Annotated in this window: 15 protein-coding genes, 2 tRNA genes and 1 pseudogene; 16 read left to right on the top strand and 2 right to left on the bottom strand. The window is 63.0% G+C overall.

From position 1 onward, the window contains the following. Positions 1-13: 13 nt before the first annotated feature. The 8 genes and pseudogenes from IVB54_RS20435 (at position 14) to IVB54_RS20395 (ending at position 10,973) form a co-directional block, all read left to right on the top strand. Positions 14-3,163 (top strand): efflux RND transporter permease subunit, encoded by a 3,150-nt coding sequence (locus IVB54_RS20435; protein ID WP_247776429.1) that lies wholly within the window; start codon positions 14-16, stop codon positions 3,161-3,163. Continuing rightward, entirely contained in the window at positions 3,163-6,267 is a 3,105-nt protein-coding gene (locus tag IVB54_RS20430; RefSeq protein WP_018457800.1) for an efflux RND transporter permease subunit, read from the top strand. The genes IVB54_RS20435 and IVB54_RS20430 overlap by 1 nt, the downstream gene beginning before the upstream one ends. Positions 6,268-6,308: 41 nt before the next feature. Then, on the top strand, positions 6,309-7,043 hold the full coding sequence (locus IVB54_RS20425) for a tRNA-uridine aminocarboxypropyltransferase (protein ID WP_018457801.1): 735 nt from the start codon (positions 6,309-6,311) through the stop codon (positions 7,041-7,043). Between the two features lie 197 nt (positions 7,044-7,240). Next, the gene (locus tag IVB54_RS20420) at positions 7,241-7,957 is read left to right on the top strand and encodes an ABC transporter permease (protein ID WP_085385242.1); all 717 of its coding nucleotides are present in this window, start codon (positions 7,241-7,243) and stop codon (positions 7,955-7,957) included. 10 nt (positions 7,958-7,967) lie between these two features. Then, a pseudogene (locus IVB54_RS41675) lies at positions 7,968-8,719 on the top strand (ABC transporter ATP-binding protein). A 329-nt stretch (positions 8,720-9,048) separates the two neighbouring features. Beyond that, entirely contained in the window at positions 9,049-10,200 is a 1,152-nt protein-coding gene (locus tag IVB54_RS20405; protein WP_247776426.1) for a hypothetical protein, read from the top strand. 5 nt (positions 10,201-10,205) lie between these two features. Then, on the top strand, positions 10,206-10,748 hold the full coding sequence (locus IVB54_RS20400) for a hypothetical protein (RefSeq protein WP_247776425.1): 543 nt from the start codon (positions 10,206-10,208) through the stop codon (positions 10,746-10,748). 6 nt (positions 10,749-10,754) lie between these two features. Further along, positions 10,755-10,973 carry a hypothetical protein gene (locus tag IVB54_RS20395; RefSeq protein ID WP_247776424.1) on the top strand — a complete coding sequence of 73 codons (219 nt, stop codon included), beginning with the start codon at positions 10,755-10,757 and terminating at the stop codon, positions 10,971-10,973. Between the two features lie 43 nt (positions 10,974-11,016). Here IVB54_RS20395 and IVB54_RS20390 read toward each other — a convergent pair whose 3' ends face one another. Further along, entirely contained in the window at positions 11,017-11,316 is a 300-nt protein-coding gene (locus IVB54_RS20390) for a hypothetical protein (protein WP_247776423.1), read from the bottom strand. 155 nt (positions 11,317-11,471) lie between these two features. Here IVB54_RS20390 and IVB54_RS20385 point away from each other — a divergent pair. The 3 genes from IVB54_RS20385 to IVB54_RS20375 all read left to right on the top strand — a co-directional run bounded on the left by IVB54_RS20385 (position 11,472) and on the right by IVB54_RS20375 (position 12,070). After that, positions 11,472-11,545: transfer RNA gene (locus tag IVB54_RS20385), tRNA-Cys, on the top strand. 124 nt (positions 11,546-11,669) lie between these two features. After that, positions 11,670-11,742: transfer RNA gene (locus tag IVB54_RS20380), tRNA-Cys, on the top strand. 181 nt (positions 11,743-11,923) lie between these two features. After that, the gene (locus IVB54_RS20375; RefSeq protein WP_018457804.1) at positions 11,924-12,070 is read left to right on the top strand and encodes a hypothetical protein; all 147 of its coding nucleotides are present in this window, start codon (positions 11,924-11,926) and stop codon (positions 12,068-12,070) included. Positions 12,071-12,157: 87 nt separating this feature from the next. Here IVB54_RS20375 and IVB54_RS20370 read toward each other — a convergent pair whose 3' ends face one another. Beyond that, the gene (locus IVB54_RS20370) at positions 12,158-12,370 is read right to left on the bottom strand and encodes a hypothetical protein (protein ID WP_018457805.1); all 213 of its coding nucleotides are present in this window, start codon (positions 12,368-12,370) and stop codon (positions 12,158-12,160) included. A gap of 503 nt (positions 12,371-12,873) precedes the next feature. Between IVB54_RS20370 and IVB54_RS20365 the strand changes: the two genes are divergently transcribed. From IVB54_RS20365 to IVB54_RS20345, 5 genes are all read left to right on the top strand, one after another. Next, entirely contained in the window at positions 12,874-13,791 is a 918-nt protein-coding gene (locus tag IVB54_RS20365; protein ID WP_026233444.1) for an ABC transporter substrate-binding protein, read from the top strand. After that, a complete protein-coding gene (locus IVB54_RS20360; protein WP_018457808.1) occupies positions 13,791-15,413 on the top strand; it encodes an amino acid ABC transporter permease/ATP-binding protein in 1,623 nt (540 codons plus the stop codon). Before IVB54_RS20365 ends, IVB54_RS20360 begins: the two co-directional genes overlap by 1 nt. 49 nt (positions 15,414-15,462) lie before the next feature. Further along, positions 15,463-16,704, top strand: coding sequence for an acetamidase/formamidase family protein (locus IVB54_RS20355; protein WP_018457809.1), 1,242 nt, complete (start codon positions 15,463-15,465; stop codon positions 16,702-16,704). A 259-nt stretch (positions 16,705-16,963) separates the two neighbouring features. Continuing rightward, complete coding sequence (locus IVB54_RS20350; RefSeq protein ID WP_247777493.1) at positions 16,964-19,297, top strand: acetamidase/formamidase family protein; 2,334 nt, start codon at positions 16,964-16,966, stop codon at positions 19,295-19,297. A gap of 16 nt (positions 19,298-19,313) precedes the next feature. Further along, complete coding sequence (locus IVB54_RS20345) at positions 19,314-19,697, top strand: RidA family protein (RefSeq protein ID WP_026233445.1); 384 nt, start codon at positions 19,314-19,316, stop codon at positions 19,695-19,697. Positions 19,698-20,119: the final 422 nt, after the last annotated feature.

The following is a 20,119-nucleotide window of genomic DNA, read 5'->3' as shown; positions in this document are numbered from 1 at the left end:
GCAGGCGCATCCCATGGGCGTCTCCGAACCCTTCATCCGCCGTCCGATCGCGACCTCATTGCTCGGCATCGCGCTTCTGATTGGCGGGCTGCTCGGCTATTTCGCGCTGCCGGTGTCCGCGCTGCCGCAGGTCGATTTCCCGACCGTGCAGGTGACGACGCAATTGCCCGGCGCGAGCCCCGACGTGATCGCCTCGCTGATCACCGCGCCCTTGGAGCGGCAGCTCGGCCAGATCCCGTCGCTGTCGGCGATGAACTCGACGAGCTCGTTCGGCGTCAGCCAGATCTCGCTGCAGTTCGATCTCAACCGCGACATCGACGGTGCCACCCAGGACGTCCAGGCTGCGATCAACGCGGCGGCCGGCGTGCTGCCCAAGACGCTGCCTTATCCGCCGACCTACGCCAAGGTGAACCCGGCCGATGCGCCGGTGATGACGTTGGCGCTGCGCTCCGACACAATCTCGTTGCGGGCGATGAGCGACATCGCCGATACGCTTCTGGCGCAGCGGCTGAGCCAGATTTCCGGCGTCGGGCGCGTCTCTGTGCTCGGCGGACTGAAGCCAGCCGTCCGCATCCAGGCGGATCTCGCGCGGCTCGCCGCCTATGGCATAGCCATGGAAGACCTGCGCACCGCGATCGCCAGTGCCAACGTCTCCGGGCCGAAAGGCTCGCTCGACGGCGCGCAGCAATCCTACATCATCGCCGCCAACGACCAGATCGCCGCCGCCGACGCCTACAAGCCTGTCATCATCGCCTACCGCAACGGCTCGCCGGTCACGATCGCCGACGTCGCCCAGATCGTCGATGGGCTCGAGAACGACCGCACCGGCGGCTGGTACCAGGGCTCGCCCGCCGTCATCATCGACATCCAGCGTCAGCCCGGCGCCAATGTGATCGACGTCGTCAGCCAGATCCGGGCGGAAATCCCAAAGGTCCAGCGCGCTATTCCGGCCGGCGTGAACCTCACCATCGTCTCCGACCGCACCGTCACCATCCGTGCCTCGGTGCGCGACGTGCAGTTCACGCTGATCCTCAGCGTCGTGCTGGTGACGCTGGTGGTGCTGCTGTTCCTGCGTTCGCTACGCGCCACGCTGATCGCCGGCGTGGCGCTGCCGCTGTCGCTGATCACGAGCTTCGGCATCATGTATTTTGCCGGCTTCAGCCTCGACAATCTGTCGCTGATGGCGCTCACCATCGGCACCGGCTTCGTCGTGGACGACGCCATCGTGATGATCGAGAACATCGTCCGCCACATGGAAAACGGCGACAGCGCGATGGAGGCTTCGCTGAAGGGCGCCAGCGAGATCGGCTTCACCGTGATTTCGCTGACGGTATCGCTGATTGCGGTGTTCATCCCGCTGTTGTTCATGTCGGGCCTTGTGGGCCGCATGTTCCGCGAATTCGCGCTGACCCTGACGATCGCGGTCGTGACCTCCGCCGTGGTGTCGCTGACGCTGACGCCGATGATGTGCTCGCGCCTGCTGAAGCATGCCCATGAAGAGCTGGCAGTGCCGGGTCTTGCCGCGGTCAGCCGCTTCATCGACCGCACCGTCGGGTTCTATCACCGCACGCTGCTCTGGGTGCTGGAGCGCCAGCGCGCGACACTGGTCGTGACTTTCGCCACGCTGATCGCGACCCTGGCGCTCTATGTCGTCGCGCCAAAGGGCTTCCTGCCGCTGCAGGACACCGCCTCGATCACGGCGGTGACCGAAGCCGGTCCCGACGTCTCGTTTGCGGAGATGCAGAAGCGGCAGGCCGAGGCGGCCGACGCCATCAAGGCCGATCCCGATGTGACCGGCGTGGTCTCGGTGATCGGTGCAGGCTCGGTCAATCCGACCACCAATGTCGGCCGTCTTGTCATGACGCTGAAACCTCGCGGCGAGCGGCGCGACGATGTCAGCGTCGTCATCACCCGCCTGAAGGGGCGGGTGGCCACCATCCCCGGCATGACCGTCTATTTCCAGCCGGTGCAGGACGTGCAGATCTCGACCCAGTCGAGCCGTTCGCAATACCAGTACACGCTGACCGGCACCGACGCCGCTTTGGTGTCGGAATGGGCGCGCAAGCTGGTTGCCGAAATGCGGCGCGATCCGCTGTTCCGCGACGTCTCCTCGGAAGCGCAGGAAGGCGGTCTGCGGGCGCAGCTCACGGTCGACCGCACCCGCGCCGGCCAGCTCGGCGTCAGCCTTCAGGGCATCACCGACACGCTCAACGACGCCTTCGCGCAGCGCCAGATCTCGACCATCTACGGCCAGGCCAACCAGTACCGCGTGGTGCTGGAAGCGCTGCCGATGTACCAGCGCGATCCCTCGATCCTGTCGAAGCTTTATCTGCCGGGCGCGGCGAGCGCGACCGCCGGTGCGCCCAACGCGCAGGTGCCGCTCTCCGCCGTGGCGACGCTGACGCGCACCACCGCGCCGCTCGCGATTTCGCACCAGGCGCAATTCCCGTCGATCTCGCTCAGCTTCAACCTCGCGCCGGGCGCGGCGCTTGGCGATGCCGTCGAGGCCGTGAAGACCATCGAGACCCGGATCGAGATGCCCAACAGCATCGTCGGCGTCTATGCCGGCGACGCCGCCGAATTCGCCAAGGCACTCGCCGGCCAGCCCTGGCTGCTGCTGGCCGCGGTGATCACGATCTATATCGTGCTCGGCGTGCTCTACGAGAGCTACATCCATCCGATCACGATCCTCTCGACGCTGCCGTCCGCCGGCGTCGGCGCGATCCTGGCGCTGATGCTGTGCGGGCAGGATCTCTCGGTGATCGGGCTGATCGGCATCATCCTGTTGATGGGCATCGTCAAGAAGAACGCGATCATGATGATCGACTTCGCGCTCGAGGCCGAGCGCGGGCAGGGGATGTCGCCGAACGAGGCGATCGTACAGGCTTGTCTGCTGCGCTTCCGTCCGATCATGATGACGACGCTGGCCGCCCTGTTCGGTGCGCTGCCGCTGGCGATCGAGAGCGGCACCGGCGCCGAGCTGCGCTTCCCACTCGGCATCTCCATTATCGGCGGCCTGCTGCTCAGCCAATTGCTCACGCTCTACACCACGCCGGTGATCTATCTCGCCCTCGACCGCATCAACCGCCGCCTCGAGCAGGCGCTGCCGCCGGCCGAATCCGGCGGTCCGCCCGTCGCGGGCGCGACCGAGGGGATGCAGTGATGGCATCGATCTCGGAGCCCTTCATCCGCCGCCCGGTCGCGACCACGCTGCTGTCGATCGGGTTGTTCCTGCTGGGTATCGTGGCTTACGAGTTCCTCCCCGTTGCCTCGGTTCCGAACATCGATTTTCCCGCCATCTTCGTCTCGGCCAGCCGTCCTGGCGCCGACCCGTCCGTCATGGCCGCGACGGTTGCCTCGCCGCTGGAGCGGCGGCTCGGCGAGATCGCGGGCATCAGCCAGATCACCTCGACTTCGTCACTCGGCACGACCAGCATCCAGCTCCAGTTCGACATCGGCCGCAACGTCGACAAAGCCGCCCGCGACGTGCAGGCGGCAATCAATGCGTCGCTGGTCGACCTGCCGAGCGATTTGCCGACGCTGCCGCGCTTCCGCAAGGCGAACACCGCAGGCGCGCCGGTCTTCGTGCTGGCGCTGACCTCGAAGACGCTGTCCGCCAGCGCGGTCTACGACGTCGCCGACACCGTGCTGGCGCAGCGCATCTCGCAGGTGCCGGGGGTGGGCAATGTGACGATCTCGGGTGCCGACCAGCCGGCGGTCAGGATTCAGCTCAATCCTGTCGCGCTGTCCAATGCCGGCATCGCCACCGACGACGTGCGAACTGCGATTATCAACGCCAACCCGCTCGGTCCGGTCGGCATCTTCAACGGCGAGCGCCAGAGCGAGACGCTGTCGCTCAACAAGCAGATGCGGACGGCGAAAGAGTTCCGCGACATCGTCATCAAGAGCGCGAAGGGCAATTTCGTCCGGCTCTCCGATGTTGCCGACATCGAGGACTCCGTCCGTAACGCCCGTTCCATCGCCTGGTTCAACAAGCAGCCGGCTGTGCTGATCCAGATCACCAAGCAGGGCGATGCCAACGTCATCGATACCGTCGACCGGGTGAAGGCGCTGATCCCCGCGCTGAAGCAGTGGATCCCGGCCGGGGTCGATATCTCCACCTTGGTCGACCGCACCAGTACGATCCGCGCCAGCGTGCTCGACATGCAGTGGACCTTGCTCGCGACTGCCATTCTCGTGATGGTCGTCGTGTTCGTATTCCTGCGACGGCTCACGCCGACGATCGCAGCCGGAATCTCGGTGCCGCTGGCGCTGGCCGGAACCTGCGCCGGCATGTGGGTCGCGGGCTTCTCGATCGACAATCTTTCGCTCATGGCGCTGGCGATCTCCGTTGGCTTCGTGGTCGACGACGCCATCGTCATGATCGAGAACATGTACCGCAATCTCGAGCACGGCATGCGCCCGCTCCAGGCGGCATTGGACGGCGCCCGGCAGATCGGCTTCACCGTCGTGTCGATCAGCCTGTCGCTGATCGCGGCCTTCACGCCGCTGATCTTCATGGATGGCGTCGTCGGCCGGCTGCTGCGCGAGTTCTCCCTGACATTGACCTTCGCCATCCTGGTCTCGACCCTGGTGTCGCTGACGGTGACGCCGATGATCTGCGCCCATTACATCCGCCAGACCACGTCTGGCACGGCGACCCTGTTCGACCGGATCATCGAGGGCTCGCTGTCGCGCATCGTCGCGTTCTACACCCGCACCTTGCGCACCGTGCTGGAATATCCGCTGCTGACGCTGCTGGTGTTCTTCGCCACCATCGGCCTAACAATTACGCTCTACATCAAGATCCCTAAGGGCTATTTCCCGACCGACGATTCCGGCTTCGTCATCGGGGCGACGCGCGCCTCGGCCGACATCTCGTTCCAGTCGATGCTGAGCCTGCAGCAGCGGCTCGCCGACATCGTGATGCAGGATCCGGCAGTGGCCGGCATCGGCTCCACCGTCGGCAGCGGCGGCGGACCGGGCGGCGCGACCTCCAATCGCGGCACCATGTTCATCAGCCTGAAGCCGCCGGAGGAGCGCGACCACGTCTCGACCCAGGTGGTGATCGACCGTCTCAGGCGGGCGTTATACCCGGTGCCCGGCATCCGCCTGTTCATGTTCGCCGCCCAGGACGTGCGCGCCGGCGGACGGCAGAGCGATTCCGACTACCAATACACGCTGACCAGCACCGACCTCGGCCTGTTGCAAAAGTGGGCGCCGATCGTGGCCAAGCGCATGGAGAGCGTCGAAGGCATCACCGACATCTCCAGCGACCGCGATCCCGGCGGGCTTCAATTGACCTTGTCGATCGACCGCCAGAAGGCCTCCGCACTCGGCGTCCGCGTCCAGGATATCGACAACGCGCTCAACAACGCGTTCTCGCAGCGGCAGATCGGGATCATCTACACCCAGCGCAACCAGTACATGACCGTGCTGGAGATCGACCCGAAATTCCAGGTCGACCCCTCCAACCTCGATCGCATCTATGTCGCCGGCGCGGGCGACGCGCAGGTGCCGCTGTCGGCCGTGGTGCATGCGACGCGCGGGCTCGCCGCGCTCGCGGTCTATCATTCGCAGTCGTTCCCATCGACCACGGTGTCGTTCAACCTGTTGCCGGATGTGCAGATCCAGGCCGCAACGCAGAACATCCAGCGCGCGGTCGAGGAGCTGCACATGCCGGAAGGCATTCGCGGCAGTTTTGATGGCAATGCTGGCGATTTCGCCAAGACCAGCGGCCGCCAGCCGCTCCTGATCCTCGGCGCGCTGGTGGCGATGTATATCGTGCTCGGCGTGCTCTACGAGAGCCTCGCCCATCCGCTCACGATCATCTCGACGCTACCCTCGGCGGGACTTGGCGCGCTGCTGGCCTTGCAGCTCACCAACACGCCACTGACCGTGATCGCCTTCGTTGGCATCATCCTGTTGATCGGCATCGTCAAGAAGAATGGCATCATGATGGTGGATTTCGCGCTCGATGCCGAGCGCCAGCGCGGCCTGTCGTCGGCGGAGGCGATCTTCGAGGCCTGCCAGGCGCGCTTCCGGCCGATCCTGATGACGACGATGGCGGCGCTGTTCGCCGGCATTCCGCTGGTGGTCGCGACCGGGCCCGGCACGGAACTCCGCCGTCCGCTCGGCATCACCATCATCGGCGGGCTGTTCGTCTCGCAGATCCTGACGCTCTACACCACGCCCGTGATCTACCTGCTGGTCGACCGCCTGCGCCGCCGCTCCGAACCGCGCCCGCTGGCCGCGCCGGCGGAATAGGCGGGTTGTTGAACCGCCGTGCAGAGCGTATAGCGGCGACTATGTCGAACCCCACCGCCGCCGCGCCGGCCGATCCGATCCCCGAATGCCCGCACTGCCAGAAGCCGATGCCGTTGTGCATCTGCGACAGCGTCACGCCCATCAAGAACCGGCTCTCGCTCCTGATCCTTCAGCATCCGCAGGAGCAGGACAGGGCGCTCGGCACTGCGCGGCTGCTTGCGAAGCATTTCGCCGGTGCCACGCTGCGGGTCGGCCTGTCCTGGCCGAGCCTGTCGAAAGCGCTGGGGCAACCCATCGAGAACGCCTCGCACTGGGCGGTGCTCTATCTCGGCTCGGCGCACGCCACCGATCTCGAGGCCGAGGGCGAAATCCTGGCTCTCAACCGCAAGAGCGAGGTCGCGGACAACCAGCGCGCGCGCCTCGGCAAGCTCGAAGGTGTGGTGCTGCTCGACGGCACCTGGAGCCAAGCCAAGGCCCTGTGGTGGCGCAACCCGTGGATGCTGAAATGCCAGCGCGTCATCCTGAACCCGACCACCCCATCGCGGTACGGGCGCCTGCGCAAGGAGCCTCGGAAGGACGGACTGTCGACCATCGAGGCTGCGGCGACGATCCTCTCCGCTCTGGAGAAGCGCCCGGACATCGCCGAGACGCTGAATGCCAGCTTTGAACGGATGTTAACCCGCTACCGCGAGGTCCAGACCGAGATGCCCGAATTGGCGCCAAAGCCGCCGGTGAAGGACCGCCGGCGCGGTGTCCGGCGGGTCAAGCGAGCCTGACTCCGGTCCGGATCATCCGTACGGCCGATTGTCCCGCGAGAGGCGGGCGGATAGAGACCGTCGGCCAATAGGCCGCTATCTGCTATGCTCTCGCACGATCGGAACGCCGGAAACGAAGGGGCCGTCGCATTCAGCTTGCAGCCAAGGAGATCCTTGCCCAGGCGGCGCGGTTCGATCGTTGGGGCACGCTTGCCCTGATGGACGTTTCGCTGCGCTATCGGCGTACCGTGATCGGCCCGCTCTGGATCACACTGACGCTCGCGGCGACCATTGCCAGCGTCGGCACGGTCTATGCGGCACTGTTCAGACAGGACATCACGAGCTTTCTGCCGCACTTTGCCGTCGGCCTGATCGTCTGGACGCTGATCGCGACGACGCTCCAGGAAGGTTCCCACATCTTCGTGGCATCAGGCCATTTGATCAAGGCGGTGCCGGCGCCGCTGATCGTGCACGTGCTCCAGATGATGGCGCGCAACGTCCTCATCTTCGCGCATCATCTGGTGATCGTCGTCCTGCTCTATCTCCTGATGCCGTGGCCGCTGCATGGGAGCATGCTGCTCGCGGTACCGGGCTTCGCGATCCTGCTCACTGTGCTGCTGGGTGGCTCGGTCGCGCTCGGTATGCTCTGCGCGCGGTTTCGTGACATCGGCTCGGCGATCGTCAGCGGCCTGCAATTCGTCTTCTTCCTGACGCCGATCATCTGGACCGAAGACAGCGCGCGCGGCACCGCGTTTTATTGGCTGATCCGCGCCAATCCGTTCGCGACGCTGCTCGATCTGGTGCGCAGGCCGCTACTGTCGCAGTCGACCGATGCGGAGCAATGGCTCCTCGGGGTCATCTATGCGACCGTCGTGGCCGTCATCGGCCTCGGCTGCTACGCGAAATACCGCCATCGTGTGGCGTATTGGCTGTGAGGCACGAGATATGACCCCCGCAGCTCATATCGCGCTTCGCAACGTCTCGGTAAGGTTTCCGGTGCTGTCGTTCCGCGACCGCTCGCTGCGCAGCCGGTTCGTCAACGCGATGACACTGCGGCGGACCACGGCGACCCCGCACATCGTCTCCGCGTTGAATGACGTCAACCTCGACATCCGTGCCGGCGATCGCGTCGCCATCATCGGCGCCAATGGCGCCGGCAAGACCACGCTGCTGCGGGTGCTCGCCGGCATCTACCATCCGACGTCGGGCAGCGTGGACGTGCTGGGCCGCTGTCTGCCGCTGTTCGATCTCTCGGCCGGATTCGACGAGGAAGCGACCGGCTACGAGAACATCATGCGGCGTGGCCTCGTGATCGGCGCACGGCGCTCCGAGATCGACGCAAGCGGGGGGAGATCGCCGCATTCACCGAACTGGGCGACCGGCTCGACCTGCCGCTGCGCACCTATTCCAGCGGCATGATGCTGCGCCTGATCTTTGCAGTCGCAACCGCCGTCGAGGGCGAGATCGTGCTGCTCGACGAATGGATCGGCGTCGGCGACCAGCAGTTCCGCAAGAAGGCGCGGCAGCGGCTCGACGAGATCGTTGTACGCGCCGGCATTCTGGTGCTCGCCTCGCACGACATCGAGTTGATCAAGAGCACCTGCAACCGCGCGATCCTGCTGGAGGAGGGGTGGATTGTGGCCGCCGGCGCGACCGATGAAATTCTCGGCCAATATCTCGGCGGCGCGAAGGCGTAGCTGGTCCGGTCGGGGTTGCCTAAACCTGTGATCCCCTATATTGCTCCGCCCTCGTTGGGGCCACGTGGCGGAGTGGTTACGCGCCGGTCTGCAAAACCTCTATCTTCACGCTCCCGCCTAAAATACTATAGTAAATTCAATAACTTGATTGGATATGATACTTTGGTATGTGTACGATTTTGCGTACACATTCAATTCGGCAAAGGCGAATTCCTGCGCGCCTTGTAAGCGGTTGTTCAAACCGTTCACAATGCTCGCTCCGATAGTTCTGGCGGTGCTAGCTTAACCCCAGCGTGCCTCTATAGTCGGCCCGCTAGGAAATCGATTCTTTGCTGGTGGTCCGTGCTGGGGTGGGGCCTTTGATAGTCGTAGATATTGCTACAAAAATAATTCCGTCTGATGCTGCGATATGGGTCATCTTCCCAGGATTGGGGCGGCGATTTTTGGAAATCTTCTTGGGCCACGATGCAGTTTTCCTGGACACTCCCGGAATTCGTCTCTGGCCTGCGGTTGTCAATGATCAAGCACGGCTCAGGCAGCACACCCGCATGTCAGCGGCAGTTACTAACTACGTGCGAAAGGGTGGCACGCCCCCTTCGAGAAATCCAACAACCTATTCCGACGAGAAACTGGAAGACGGACACGATAGAGTTCTTGCCAGCAACGTTCGAAAACTATTCGCAAGAGTGAAAAAGGGTGACTTGGTAATAGTGCCAGGTAGGCAGTTCGCTCCTGTTTATTTCGGCGAGGTGGTGACTGACTTCAATCCAGAAGATTCCCTGACCATCGCGCGTTACCCAAATGAGGAAATTCCTGTACGAAAGGTCAAATGGCTGAACGATGGCGTTCCTCGCCATCAGATACCATTGGACCTTCAAATGTACCTTTCGAAGCCTCCTGCGATCGCGCAGGTTGCTCGGTCAGCCGTGTCTGACAGGTTCTTCAACTTGGCGTACCCATCTTTCGTCCTCGCGGAAAAATCGGCTGTCATTATAGACGGTCCTCAATACGACGGTAAGAATCCGCTCGCGACATATGAAGCGAATGTTCTTGTCTCGTACTTTATATCCGCGTTTAGCGCGATTGAACGAGAGGAACTTGAATCTTTCGCCAAGCTCGATGTTTTTGCGGCGATTGATGAATTTTTCGACGAAAGCTTGATCCAGTCGTTCTCTCAGAATTTCAACTCGCCCGGAAAGTTTGCACTCGCTGCACTGTCAGCGGCCATGGCCGTTTTTGTGAGTGGAGGAATTGCAATCTCCCTGAAAGGCACGAACGCTGAGAGCCTTAAATCAGGAATCGAGGTGACCAATTCCGTCTCGCCGCACGACGCTCACATTGCGAAGGACGCCGGAGTAAAGCTGGGGTACTTGTATAAATCCCTCCATAAGGACGATATCGACAAGCTGAATGGTCTCGCAAAGCGAGCGCGAAAAAATATCGGTTTGCGCACTCCGGTTAAAGTTGAACAGAAGCGGTGACAATAATGGCGCGCTTCTTCAGTTACATTTGCAAGACGCTCAAAGAGGACAAGTTACCGGTCTGGGCCACTCTGGTCGGCGTAATTGCAGGCGTCATCGCGACTTACTGGATCGTGCCGATTATCAATCAGAATTTGGAAATACAAAAAATCCGAAGCGAATTCGTAATCCGGAACCTTGACGACTTAAACGCCAGGACTCGAGCATTAGTGAGCGATGTAGCCGCAGTGCATCAAGGCGTTCTCAAAACCAACAACGTGGACGAGGCGACACGCAAGGCCGCGCTATCGAAAATCATCGAGTTGCAATGGAAGGCAATCGAATTAGCCATTATCTTCGACTCTCGCGAGGGCGCGACCATCGTTGAGGATTACCAGAAGTCCTTGGAAGACGTGCGGGTCGCCTTGATAGCTCTCAGCGCAAAAGAGACGTTGCCTGGTTCTCAAGCGGCTGTTGAAAGTTTGGCAAGGAACAGCGTCAACGTGATCCGCGAGTTGGCCTCACTAGGCGGCATCCGCATCAAAACAAGTGTCCCCGGTGCAAGGTAAATTAGCGTGACCGTTCTGGACGACGTTGGCGGCCTCATTGAGAACCGGGCACCGGCTGCAATCTGCGACGATTGTATCACTAACGCGCTGAGCTTGTCAGTGCGCCAACATGCCAATCGCAAAACGAATCAGCTTGCCAAGCTCGCAGAATTCGACCGCCGTCGCGATTTTTGCCCGGTTTGTAAGAAGAATAAGAAGGTCATTCGGTATGTCGGGCGGCGCTAAACCAAAAATAGGCCGCCAAATGATGGCGACCTACATTTGTGTTTCAGTTGGATGGGGTCGCGTTAGCCGCCGTCCATCCAGCGTCTTCGGCGGCTTTTGCCAAGTGTACGGCATTTCGAAGCTTGATAGCTTCGGGGTGCCCCATTTCTGAGAACGCCTGTATGGCCGATTCTACGTCTTGCCACCGAAGAGTGACGCCGAAAGCACTCTTGCGTTCGTAACCGCGACCGAAATTCATAAAGTTGACGCGCAGCATGTTGGGAAATGGTCCGTCGCTATGAACCTTCTTGAACACATCCCGAGATTGCACTTTGAAGCTCTGACCGTACCGAAGCAATTCCACGTACCGCCTCCCTTTCTAGGTTATGCAAACAGGATAAGGCGCCTTTCAGGGCGGAACTACGACTGTGGCCAAAGCCCTGGCGCGTTTCACGCGGCATGGGTTGATCCGACGCGGGTGATCTGGCAAACACTGGCCGGTCGCTTCGGCGGCTGGTTGGCCACGTGGCGGAATGGTTACGCATGGCTCTGCAAAAGCCCTTATCCCGGTTCAATTCCGGGCGTGGCCTCCAACCAATTCCACTAAGGTTTTGTGTGTACGATTTTGTGTACGGGCGCTTTCGCTTAAGGCGCTTGGGGCGGTAAAGCACCAATCTTACCATCCGTAAGCACCTGAACTTGTTCGCTATTCTATCCGTCCGTTTGTTGTAAACGGTCCTAGCAGTCTGCAAAACCGTTTACTCGGGTTCGAGTCCCGACGTGGCCTCCATCTCAACCTCCTGATATTTCAGCAATATTCGATCGTATCGCGGCTGCCATCGGCCCGCGCGGGCGATGCGTGCTGGCACCGGGTTTGCCCGGGGCCCGGCGGAAACCCGCCATTCAGCCCGCTGGCATAGTCTTCGCATCTGCGAAGTGATGCATCCCAACGATCGAGCGCTGGAGAGCACGTGAGCGAAACCGTCCGATTTGTCCCGAAATCCGAGCTGGAGCGGGCCCGCCTCATCCGCGAGGCCCGTGCGATCTATGACAGCATCTTTCCGCCGGCCGCACCCGACCAGGCGCCGCAGGACGGCGGAGAGCGGGTCAAGACCTGATCGCGATCACGCGGGATTTTCACCGCGTAGCTGCCATAGCAAAACGCCCGCGGAGCGCGGGCGCGTCGGCTCACGGTGAAATTGGCTTCAGCAGGCCGCGTACCAGCCGTCCGGGAAAGGCACCAAGGGCCAGGCGCCCTCATTGTCATTGGCGGCTTTGGGCTTCGCGGAGGCGTTGGGCTTCGCGTAATACGTCCACGAGCGCGGCACGAGATCCTCCCCCGGCACGAACGCCAGATCTTCATGGACCATGGCGTCCTGGACGGCATCCAGCAGCAAGTTGAATTCGGCTTCGCTCATCACACCCTCCGGACCGCGGATGGCGCAATATCGCAAAGCCGGTTTGTTTCCCGGTTGAGCCGATCGATCGCATTTTAACGATCCGCCAATCGGGTCCCGATTGGTTAGCGATTGATGAAATCGCGTTGGGAAACTTAGGTTCCTGCCGGGGTGCCCGCAGTGTGAAGGATGTCACATCTTTCGCTGTTTATTTCTCCCGGATGTCGGCCGCAGATGCGTCCTTTGATTGTCATATCTCTGTCAAATGACCTCACCGCATGATTCGCTGATCGTGCAGATCGCGGCGTCACGCAAGATCATGTGGTTTCCCCGAATTCGCAATTGCGCGCTACAGCGTCCCGCATTCACGAACAGTTTTTGAGCAGCTGCCTGCCCAAATGGCGGGCTCCCTCCATCCAATTTTTTGTACGCCCGCGGACAAGCTTTCCGGTCCGCTCTCCTCCTAGGCTCGCTTCCGCGATCTGGAACATGGCCATTGCCATGACAATTCGAAGGAGCTGGAGATGGAGAGACCCGTATTGCCCCAGGCGCGGGGGAACGCACGTGCATCGCTGTCTTGGCACAAGGCCGCGCTCGGCGCCGCGGTCACTTTCGGCGCGCTGGCAGCCGCGCCCCTGAGCGCGCAGGCTGCGGCGCCTGCGGCCTGCGCCGCGCTCCAGGACAAATATCCGGACTGGAAGGGCAAGACCCTCGTCAACGCCATCAACCCGCACACGCCGGGCTATGAGACCATCGATCCGAAGGATCCGAGCAAGTATATCGGCTTCGACATCGATCTCGGCGAAGCCATCGGCGAATGCCTCGGCTTCAAGTTGACCTACAAGCCGGTGACGTTCGCGGCGCTCCTGACGACGCTGGCCGCGGGACAAGCCGACATCGTGATTTCCGACATCTACGCCACCAAGGAGCGCGCCAAGGCCGCCGACTTCATCACCTATTCGAAAGTGTTCGACGGCGTGCTGGTCGCCAAGGGCAATCCGAAGGGCATCAACGGCATCAACATGTCGATGTGCGGCGCCGCTGCCGCTGAAAACACCGGCTATGTCGAGGTGCCGCTGATCCAGACGCTGATGCCTGAGTGCAAGAAGGCCGGCAAGGCCGAGCCGACCGTCCAGCTCTACGACAACAACGCCAACTGCATCCAGGCGATCCTCGCCGGTCGTGCCGACACCTATGTCAACGACGTCAACACCGTCGACAGCGCGGTGAAGGCCTATCCGGACAAGCTGGAGAAGGCGACCGCGGTGACGATCCCGTATTCGGTCGGCATCGCCGTCCCGAAGGACAAGCCTAAATTCCGCGACGCCGTGCTCGCAGCCCTGATCGAGGTGCAGAAGGCCGGCACGCATATGGAGCTTCTGAAGAAGCATGGGCTCGACGTGAACAACTTCAAGGAGCCTGACATTCTGACGGCCGACTGATGTCGCTATTCCTCCATTACCTGAGCATGCCGTATCTGCTCGAGGGCATCGAGCTCACCCTCGAGGTGACTGCCCTCGGGCTCGGCGGCGGATTGATCCTTGGATTGATCCTCGCCGGCATGCAGCTCTCCCGCTTCTGGCTGCTGGCGGCGATCGCCAGGGCCTACACCGTGATCTTCCGCGGCACGCCGCTGATCCTGCAAATGGTGTTCGCCTACGACGCGTTGCCGCATATCGGGATCAAGCTGCCGGCGGTGCTGGCCGCCGGCCTTGCGCTGGCCTGCAACGAGGCGCCGTTCATCGCCGAGATGCTGCGCGCCGGCGTGCTCGGTGTCGACCGCGGGCAGGTGACGGCCGGCCAGGCGCTCGGCATGACGCCGCGGATCCTGATGTGGCGGGTGATCGCGCCCCAGGCGATCCGCACCATGATCCCGGCCTTCGGCAACGAGGCCGTGAGTGCGCTGAAGAATTCGTCGCTCGCCTCCGTGGTCGCGGTCCAGGAGCTGACCCTGCGCTCGACCCAGCTTGCGTCCTCGACCTTCGACTTCTTCTCGATCTTCTTCGCCTCGGGCCTGCTATACCTGGTGCTGACCTTTGCCATCAGCATCATCCAGCTTTTCGTCGAATGGTTGCTCGATCTCGATCGTACCAAGGGCCGCCAGCGCAGGCTCGCCGATTACCTGCCCTGGCGTCGCGTCGACCTCGCCACCAAGCTCGAACTTGCCGCAGCGATCGTCGACGTCCAAGTGCCTGCACAGGCTGAGCTCACCGACACGCCACCGCTGGCCTTGACCCGCGAGGAACGCACCCGGCGCGCGGCGACGATTTCACGCAACAACATCGCGGTCGAGACCAAGGACCTCACCAAGAGCTACGGCGGGCAAAAGGTGCTTGCCGGCCTCGATCTCACCGTACGCGTCGGCGAGGTCGTCGCGCTGCTCGGGCCCAGCGGCTCCGGCAAGAGCACGCTGCTCCGCTGCATCAATCATCTCGAAAGCTGGGACGGAGGCACGGTGCGTGTCGGCGGCCGCCGCCTCGGTTTTGGCGACGACGGCAAGCTGCTGCCGCCCCGCGCGATCGCCAATGAGCGGGCAAGCGTGGGCGTCGGCATGGTGTTCCAGCAATTCAATTTGTTTGCCCATCTCTCGGCCAAGGAGAACATCGCCGGGCCCTTGCGCTGGGTGCACGGCATGACCCGCATTGATGCCGATCGCCGCGCCGCCGAGCTGCTCGAGCGGGTCGGGCTGTCGCACCGCGCCGACGCGCTGCCGCGGCATCTCTCCGGCGGCCAGCAGCAGCGCGTCGCGATCGCCCGAGCGCTCGCCCCGAACCCCAGCGTGCTGCTCCTGGACGAGCCGACCTCGGCGCTCGATCCCGAGCTCGTCAGCGAGGTGCTGGAGGTGATCCGGCGGCTCGCCGTCGATGACGGCCTCACCATGATCATCTCGACGCACCAGATCCGCTTCGCCGACGAGGTCGCCGACCGCGTCGCGTTCCTGAGCGGCGGCACGATCATCGAGGAGGGGCCCGCGCACGAGGTGCTCTCCAACCCCCGCAATCCGCTGACCGCGCGTTTCCTCAGCGTGATGGAAGCCGACAAAACTCCGGAGGTGGTGCGATGAGAGCCGCACCCACACCGTTCAAGACCGCGTTTCCAGAAGAGGCCACCTCATGAAGCATGTCACGCTGCCGGTTTCGCCGAAGACCGTCCACTGGGGCTATTTCTCCAAGAAGGTCGCGCCGGCCCTGACCCTGCGCTCGGGGGATCGCGCCACCATCGAGACGCTGACCCATCACGCCAATGATGACTACGAGCGCATGATCCAGGGTGATCCCGGCGCCGAGAGCGTGTTCCAATGGACGCGCGAGCACAAGGCCGTCGGGCGGCGCGGTTCGGGCCCGACCGAAGGCCCGTTCATCCGCGGAGCAGGCGAGGGGATCGGCGTGCATCTCCTCACCGGTCCGGTCGCGATCGAAGGCGCCGAACCCGGCGACATCCTCGAAGTGCGCATCCTCGATATCCGGCCGCGGCCGAGCTGCAGCGCCTGTCATGCCGGGCGCTGCTTCGGCTCCAACATCGCCGCCAATTGGGGCTTTCACTATCACGATCTGATCGAGGAGCCGAAGCCGCGCGAGGTCGTCACCATCTTCGAGCTCGACACGTCAGGCGAGCCCTGCGCCAAAGCGGTCTACAACTACGTCTGGACGCCCCAGACCGACCCCGACGGCATCGTGCATCCGACCATCGATTATCCCGGCGTGCGCGTCGATCACGCCACCATCAAGAAGCGCGAGAACATCCTCACAAGCGTCAGGGTGCCGGCACGGCTGCATTTTGGCACCATGGGGCTCGCGCCGTCGGAGGCCGATTTCGTCAGCTCGATCCCGCCGAGCTATACCGGCGGCAACATCGACGACTGGCGCATCGGCAAGGGGGCGCGGATGTTCTATCCGGTCGCGATCCCCGGCGCCTATTTCTCGGTCGGCGATCCCCACGCCGCGCAAGGCGACAGCGAGCTTGGCGGCACCGCGATCGAAACCTCGCTGACCGGCGATTTCGAGTTCGTCCTGCACAAGAAGGCCGATCTCGCCGGCACCAGCCTCGAAGGTCTCGATCATCCGATGCTGGAGACCGATCAGGCGTGGTCGTTCTACGGCTTCACCTATCCGAACTACCTCGCCGCGCTCGGCGCCGACGCACAGACCGAGATTGCCAACCACTCGAGTCTCGACCGTGCGATGCGCGATGCGTTCCGCAAGCTCAGGAGGTTCCTGATGACCGTGCACGGTTTGAGCGAGGACGAGGCGATTTCGCTGCTATCGGTCGGCGCCGATTTCGGCGTCACCCAGGTGGTCGATGCCAATTGGGGAGTTCACGGCACGATCCGCAAAAACATCTTTCGGTGCGACTGATGGGCCGTAGCCCGGATGGAGCGCAACGCAATCCGGGTTTGTCACGCCGGACTCAAAAGGCCCCCGGATTACGCTTCGCTCCATCCAGGCTACACATCGTGCTCGACGTTGACATCGCGCTCCAACACTTTGAAGAACAGCTCATTTCCAGGATGAGGACGTGACAAAAGACCGTCATTTGCGGCCCCTCGCTGCGACGGATGACCACGTTCGTCTGGCACAGAGGTTGCTTCGATCCACTGCAATCTGGGTCGATCCGATGAGCTTCCGTCCTTTCACGAGCGAGTCCTACGCTCAAGACGACCGCCCCGAAGCCTGGCGGGACGTGCTCGCCGCGGTCGGCCTGCAGCCGGCGGCAGGCCATTGCTTCCTGGATGGGCACGCAACGGCGTCACATCGCCACGCCGCAGGCGTTGCGCTGACGCGCATGGCGGCCGGCGCCCAGACCATCGGTCCGCGTCCGCAGGCCAACGAAGACCTGCCGATTGCGCTGATGCCGGTCGAGGACGGCATGGTGCTCAAGAGCGCCGCCGGCCATCGCATCGTTCCGGTGGGCCATCTCGTGCTGCTGCCGCGGAGCGGGGACTGGAGCATCGTATTCCAGCGCGACATGCGCGCCGTCGTGCTGTCGGTGACCTCGGAGGCGCTGCACGGCCGCCTCTCGGGCAGGCCGCGGCTCGGCGAACCCAGGGTCGTTCCGCCCAGCGGCTTTGCCGATGTCTTCGCGCGCTTGATGGACGCGACCGCGCGCACGCTCGACACGCTGAGCGATGCCGAATGGAATGCGGTCACGCAGTCGCTCGTCGATCTGCTGCTGACACTCGCCCATCAATTGGCGGCTTCGACGTCCGACGCCGGATCGAGCGCGACGCAGTCGGCACTCCTGCACCGGATCTGCCAGACCATCGAACGCCGCCTCGACGATCCCGGACTGGTGCCGGCGCGCGTCGCGCAGGCCGAAGAGATTTCCGAGCGCTATCTGCAAAAGCTGTTCGAGACGGTCGGCGACAACTTTACTCATTACGTTCGCGAGCGGCGGCTGCAGCGCGCCTGGGCCGATCTGTCCAATCCGTCCGAGGCGCATCGCTCAATCTCGGAGATCGCCTACGCCTATGGGTTTGGCGATTCCGCGCATTTCAGCCGCGCCTTCCGCCATCGCTTCGGGCTGCCGCCGCGCGAGTTTCGCCAGCAGGAAGCGGAGCGGGCGACGACCCAGCAGGGGATAGCCGGTCAGCGCGGCTGGCCGCAGGATGCGCTGGCGCAGCTTCGCGTGCACCCGGCGAGCGCCGAGGCGCGCGGCAATCTCGCCCGAACCGACATCGACGAGCCGAGAACGGCCGAACGCAAGCATCATCATCTTCCGATCGAAGCCCACCGTGTTCATTGGGGATATTTCAGTCGCGCGTTACAGCCGCAGCTCGAGATCAATTCGGGTGATACGATCACGATCGAAACGCTAACGCAGCATGCCTCCGATGATCCTGAGCTGATGATCGCGGGCGATACCGCCGCCGAAAGTGTATTCGGTTGGACCAAGGCGAGGAAGAACGTGGATCGCCGCGGCGCGGGTCCGATGGATGCCAGCATATTCGGGCGCGGCGCCGGCGAAGGCTTTGGCGTGCACATCTGCACGGGGCCCGTGTCGGTGAAGGACGCCCAGCCCGGCGACGTGCTGGAAGTCCGGATCCTCGACATCGTACCGCGCACAAGTCGTCATCCGAAACATTCAGGGCGCGTGTTCGGCTCCTCGGTCGCGGCCTGGTGGGGCTATCATTACGACGAATTTCTTTCAGGACCGAAGCCGCGCGAGGTCGTGACGATCTACGAAATCCTGGACGATACCGATGCGCCGCATGCCCGCGCGCTGTATTCCTACCGCTGGGAGCCGCAGACCGACCCGTTTGGCGTGGTGCACGCCACCTACGACTATCCCGGCGTTCCGGTCTTGCCCGGCACCGTGAAGCGCCGCCACGCCGTGCTCGACGGCATCCGCATTCCCTTGCGCCCGCATTTCGGCGTGATCGCGGTGGCGCCGCGCGAGGTCGATTTCATCGACTCCGTGCCGCCGTCCTATTTCGGCGGCAATCTCGACAATTGGCGCTTGGGGAAGGGGGCGACCGTCTATCTTCCGGTCTCCGTTCCCGGCGCATTGTTATCGGTCGGCGATCCCCATGCCACGCAAGGCGACGGCGAATTGAGCGGCACCGCGATTGAATGCTCGATGACCGGAACCTTCGAGGTGATCCTGCACAAGAAGGCCGACCTCTCCGGCCAACCCTTCGCCGATCTCTCTTATCCCCTGATCGAAACCGAATCTGATTGGGTCCTGACCGGATTCAGCCATCCCAACTACCTCGCCGAGTTCGGCGCTCAGGGCCAGAGCGAGGTTTACGCAAAGTCCTCGCTCGATCTCGCCATGAAAGATGCGTTTCGCAAGATGCGACGCTTCCTGATGAACGTGAAGGGGTTGAGCGAGGACGAGGCGATCGCGCTGATGTCGGCCGCCGTCGACTTCGGCGTCACGCAGGTGGTCGACGGCAATTGGGGCGTGCACGCGATCATCAGCAAGCGCCTGTTTCTGGACGCGCCTTAAACCGAAGGATACTCCAGTGAAATTCCACATGATCAGCGGCGGACCCAAGCCGGTCGCGCCCTTCAGCCACGCGGTGGAGACCGACGGTTTTGTCTTTGTCACCGGCCAGATGCCGGACACGCCGCAAATCCCGGGCGTGCTGCCGGAGGGCATCGTGGCGCAGACGAGGGCGGTGATGGAGAATTTGAAGGTGGTGTTGGCGGGCCTCGATCTCGGTTTCGAGCACGTCGTGATGACACGCATCTATCTCACGCGTTTCAAGGAAGACTACACCGCGATGAACGAGACATATCGCGCGTTCTTTCCGCCCGACCGCCTGCCGGCCCGCACCTGCGTCGGTGTCACCGGGCTTGCCTACGACGCGCTGATCGAGATCGACCTGGTCTGCCGCCGGCCGTGAGGAGATGATCCGTAGCCCGGATGGAGCGAAGCGCAATCCGGGATTCGTTTAACGGATACAGGGTGCCGGATTACGCTTCGCTCCATCCGGGCTACAAGCCCTTGCGTTGCCCGACGGGCAAAACACCCAAACGACGGGTCAATCCGCTCGCGCGAAAAGATTCTACTTTACCGAAATTCGACTTTGGCGTATTCAGTCGCCACCTCATCCCTGTCAGCGGGGCGTATCGCGATCGTCACGAACGCGGGGTGAGCTGCGGTGGACGCTAGTCACATCGGCGCGAAGGGCTTTGCAGGGCGGGCAACCGTGAGCGAAGGCGTCGCGCACACGACCGGTGCTATTAGCGTACGGCAAAACCGTGTCGTCCTGACGCCCGGGGTCTGTGCGTCAAGTCTTGTGGTGATGTCGCTGCCCGACCGGGC

Source organism: Bradyrhizobium sp. CW1 (genome assembly GCF_023100665.1).
GTDB classification, from domain to species: Bacteria; Pseudomonadota; Alphaproteobacteria; order Rhizobiales; family Xanthobacteraceae; genus Bradyrhizobium; species Bradyrhizobium canariense_D.
The sequence above is the reverse complement of the archived record's forward strand: the minus strand, read 5'-3'. Positions and strand labels throughout refer to the sequence as shown.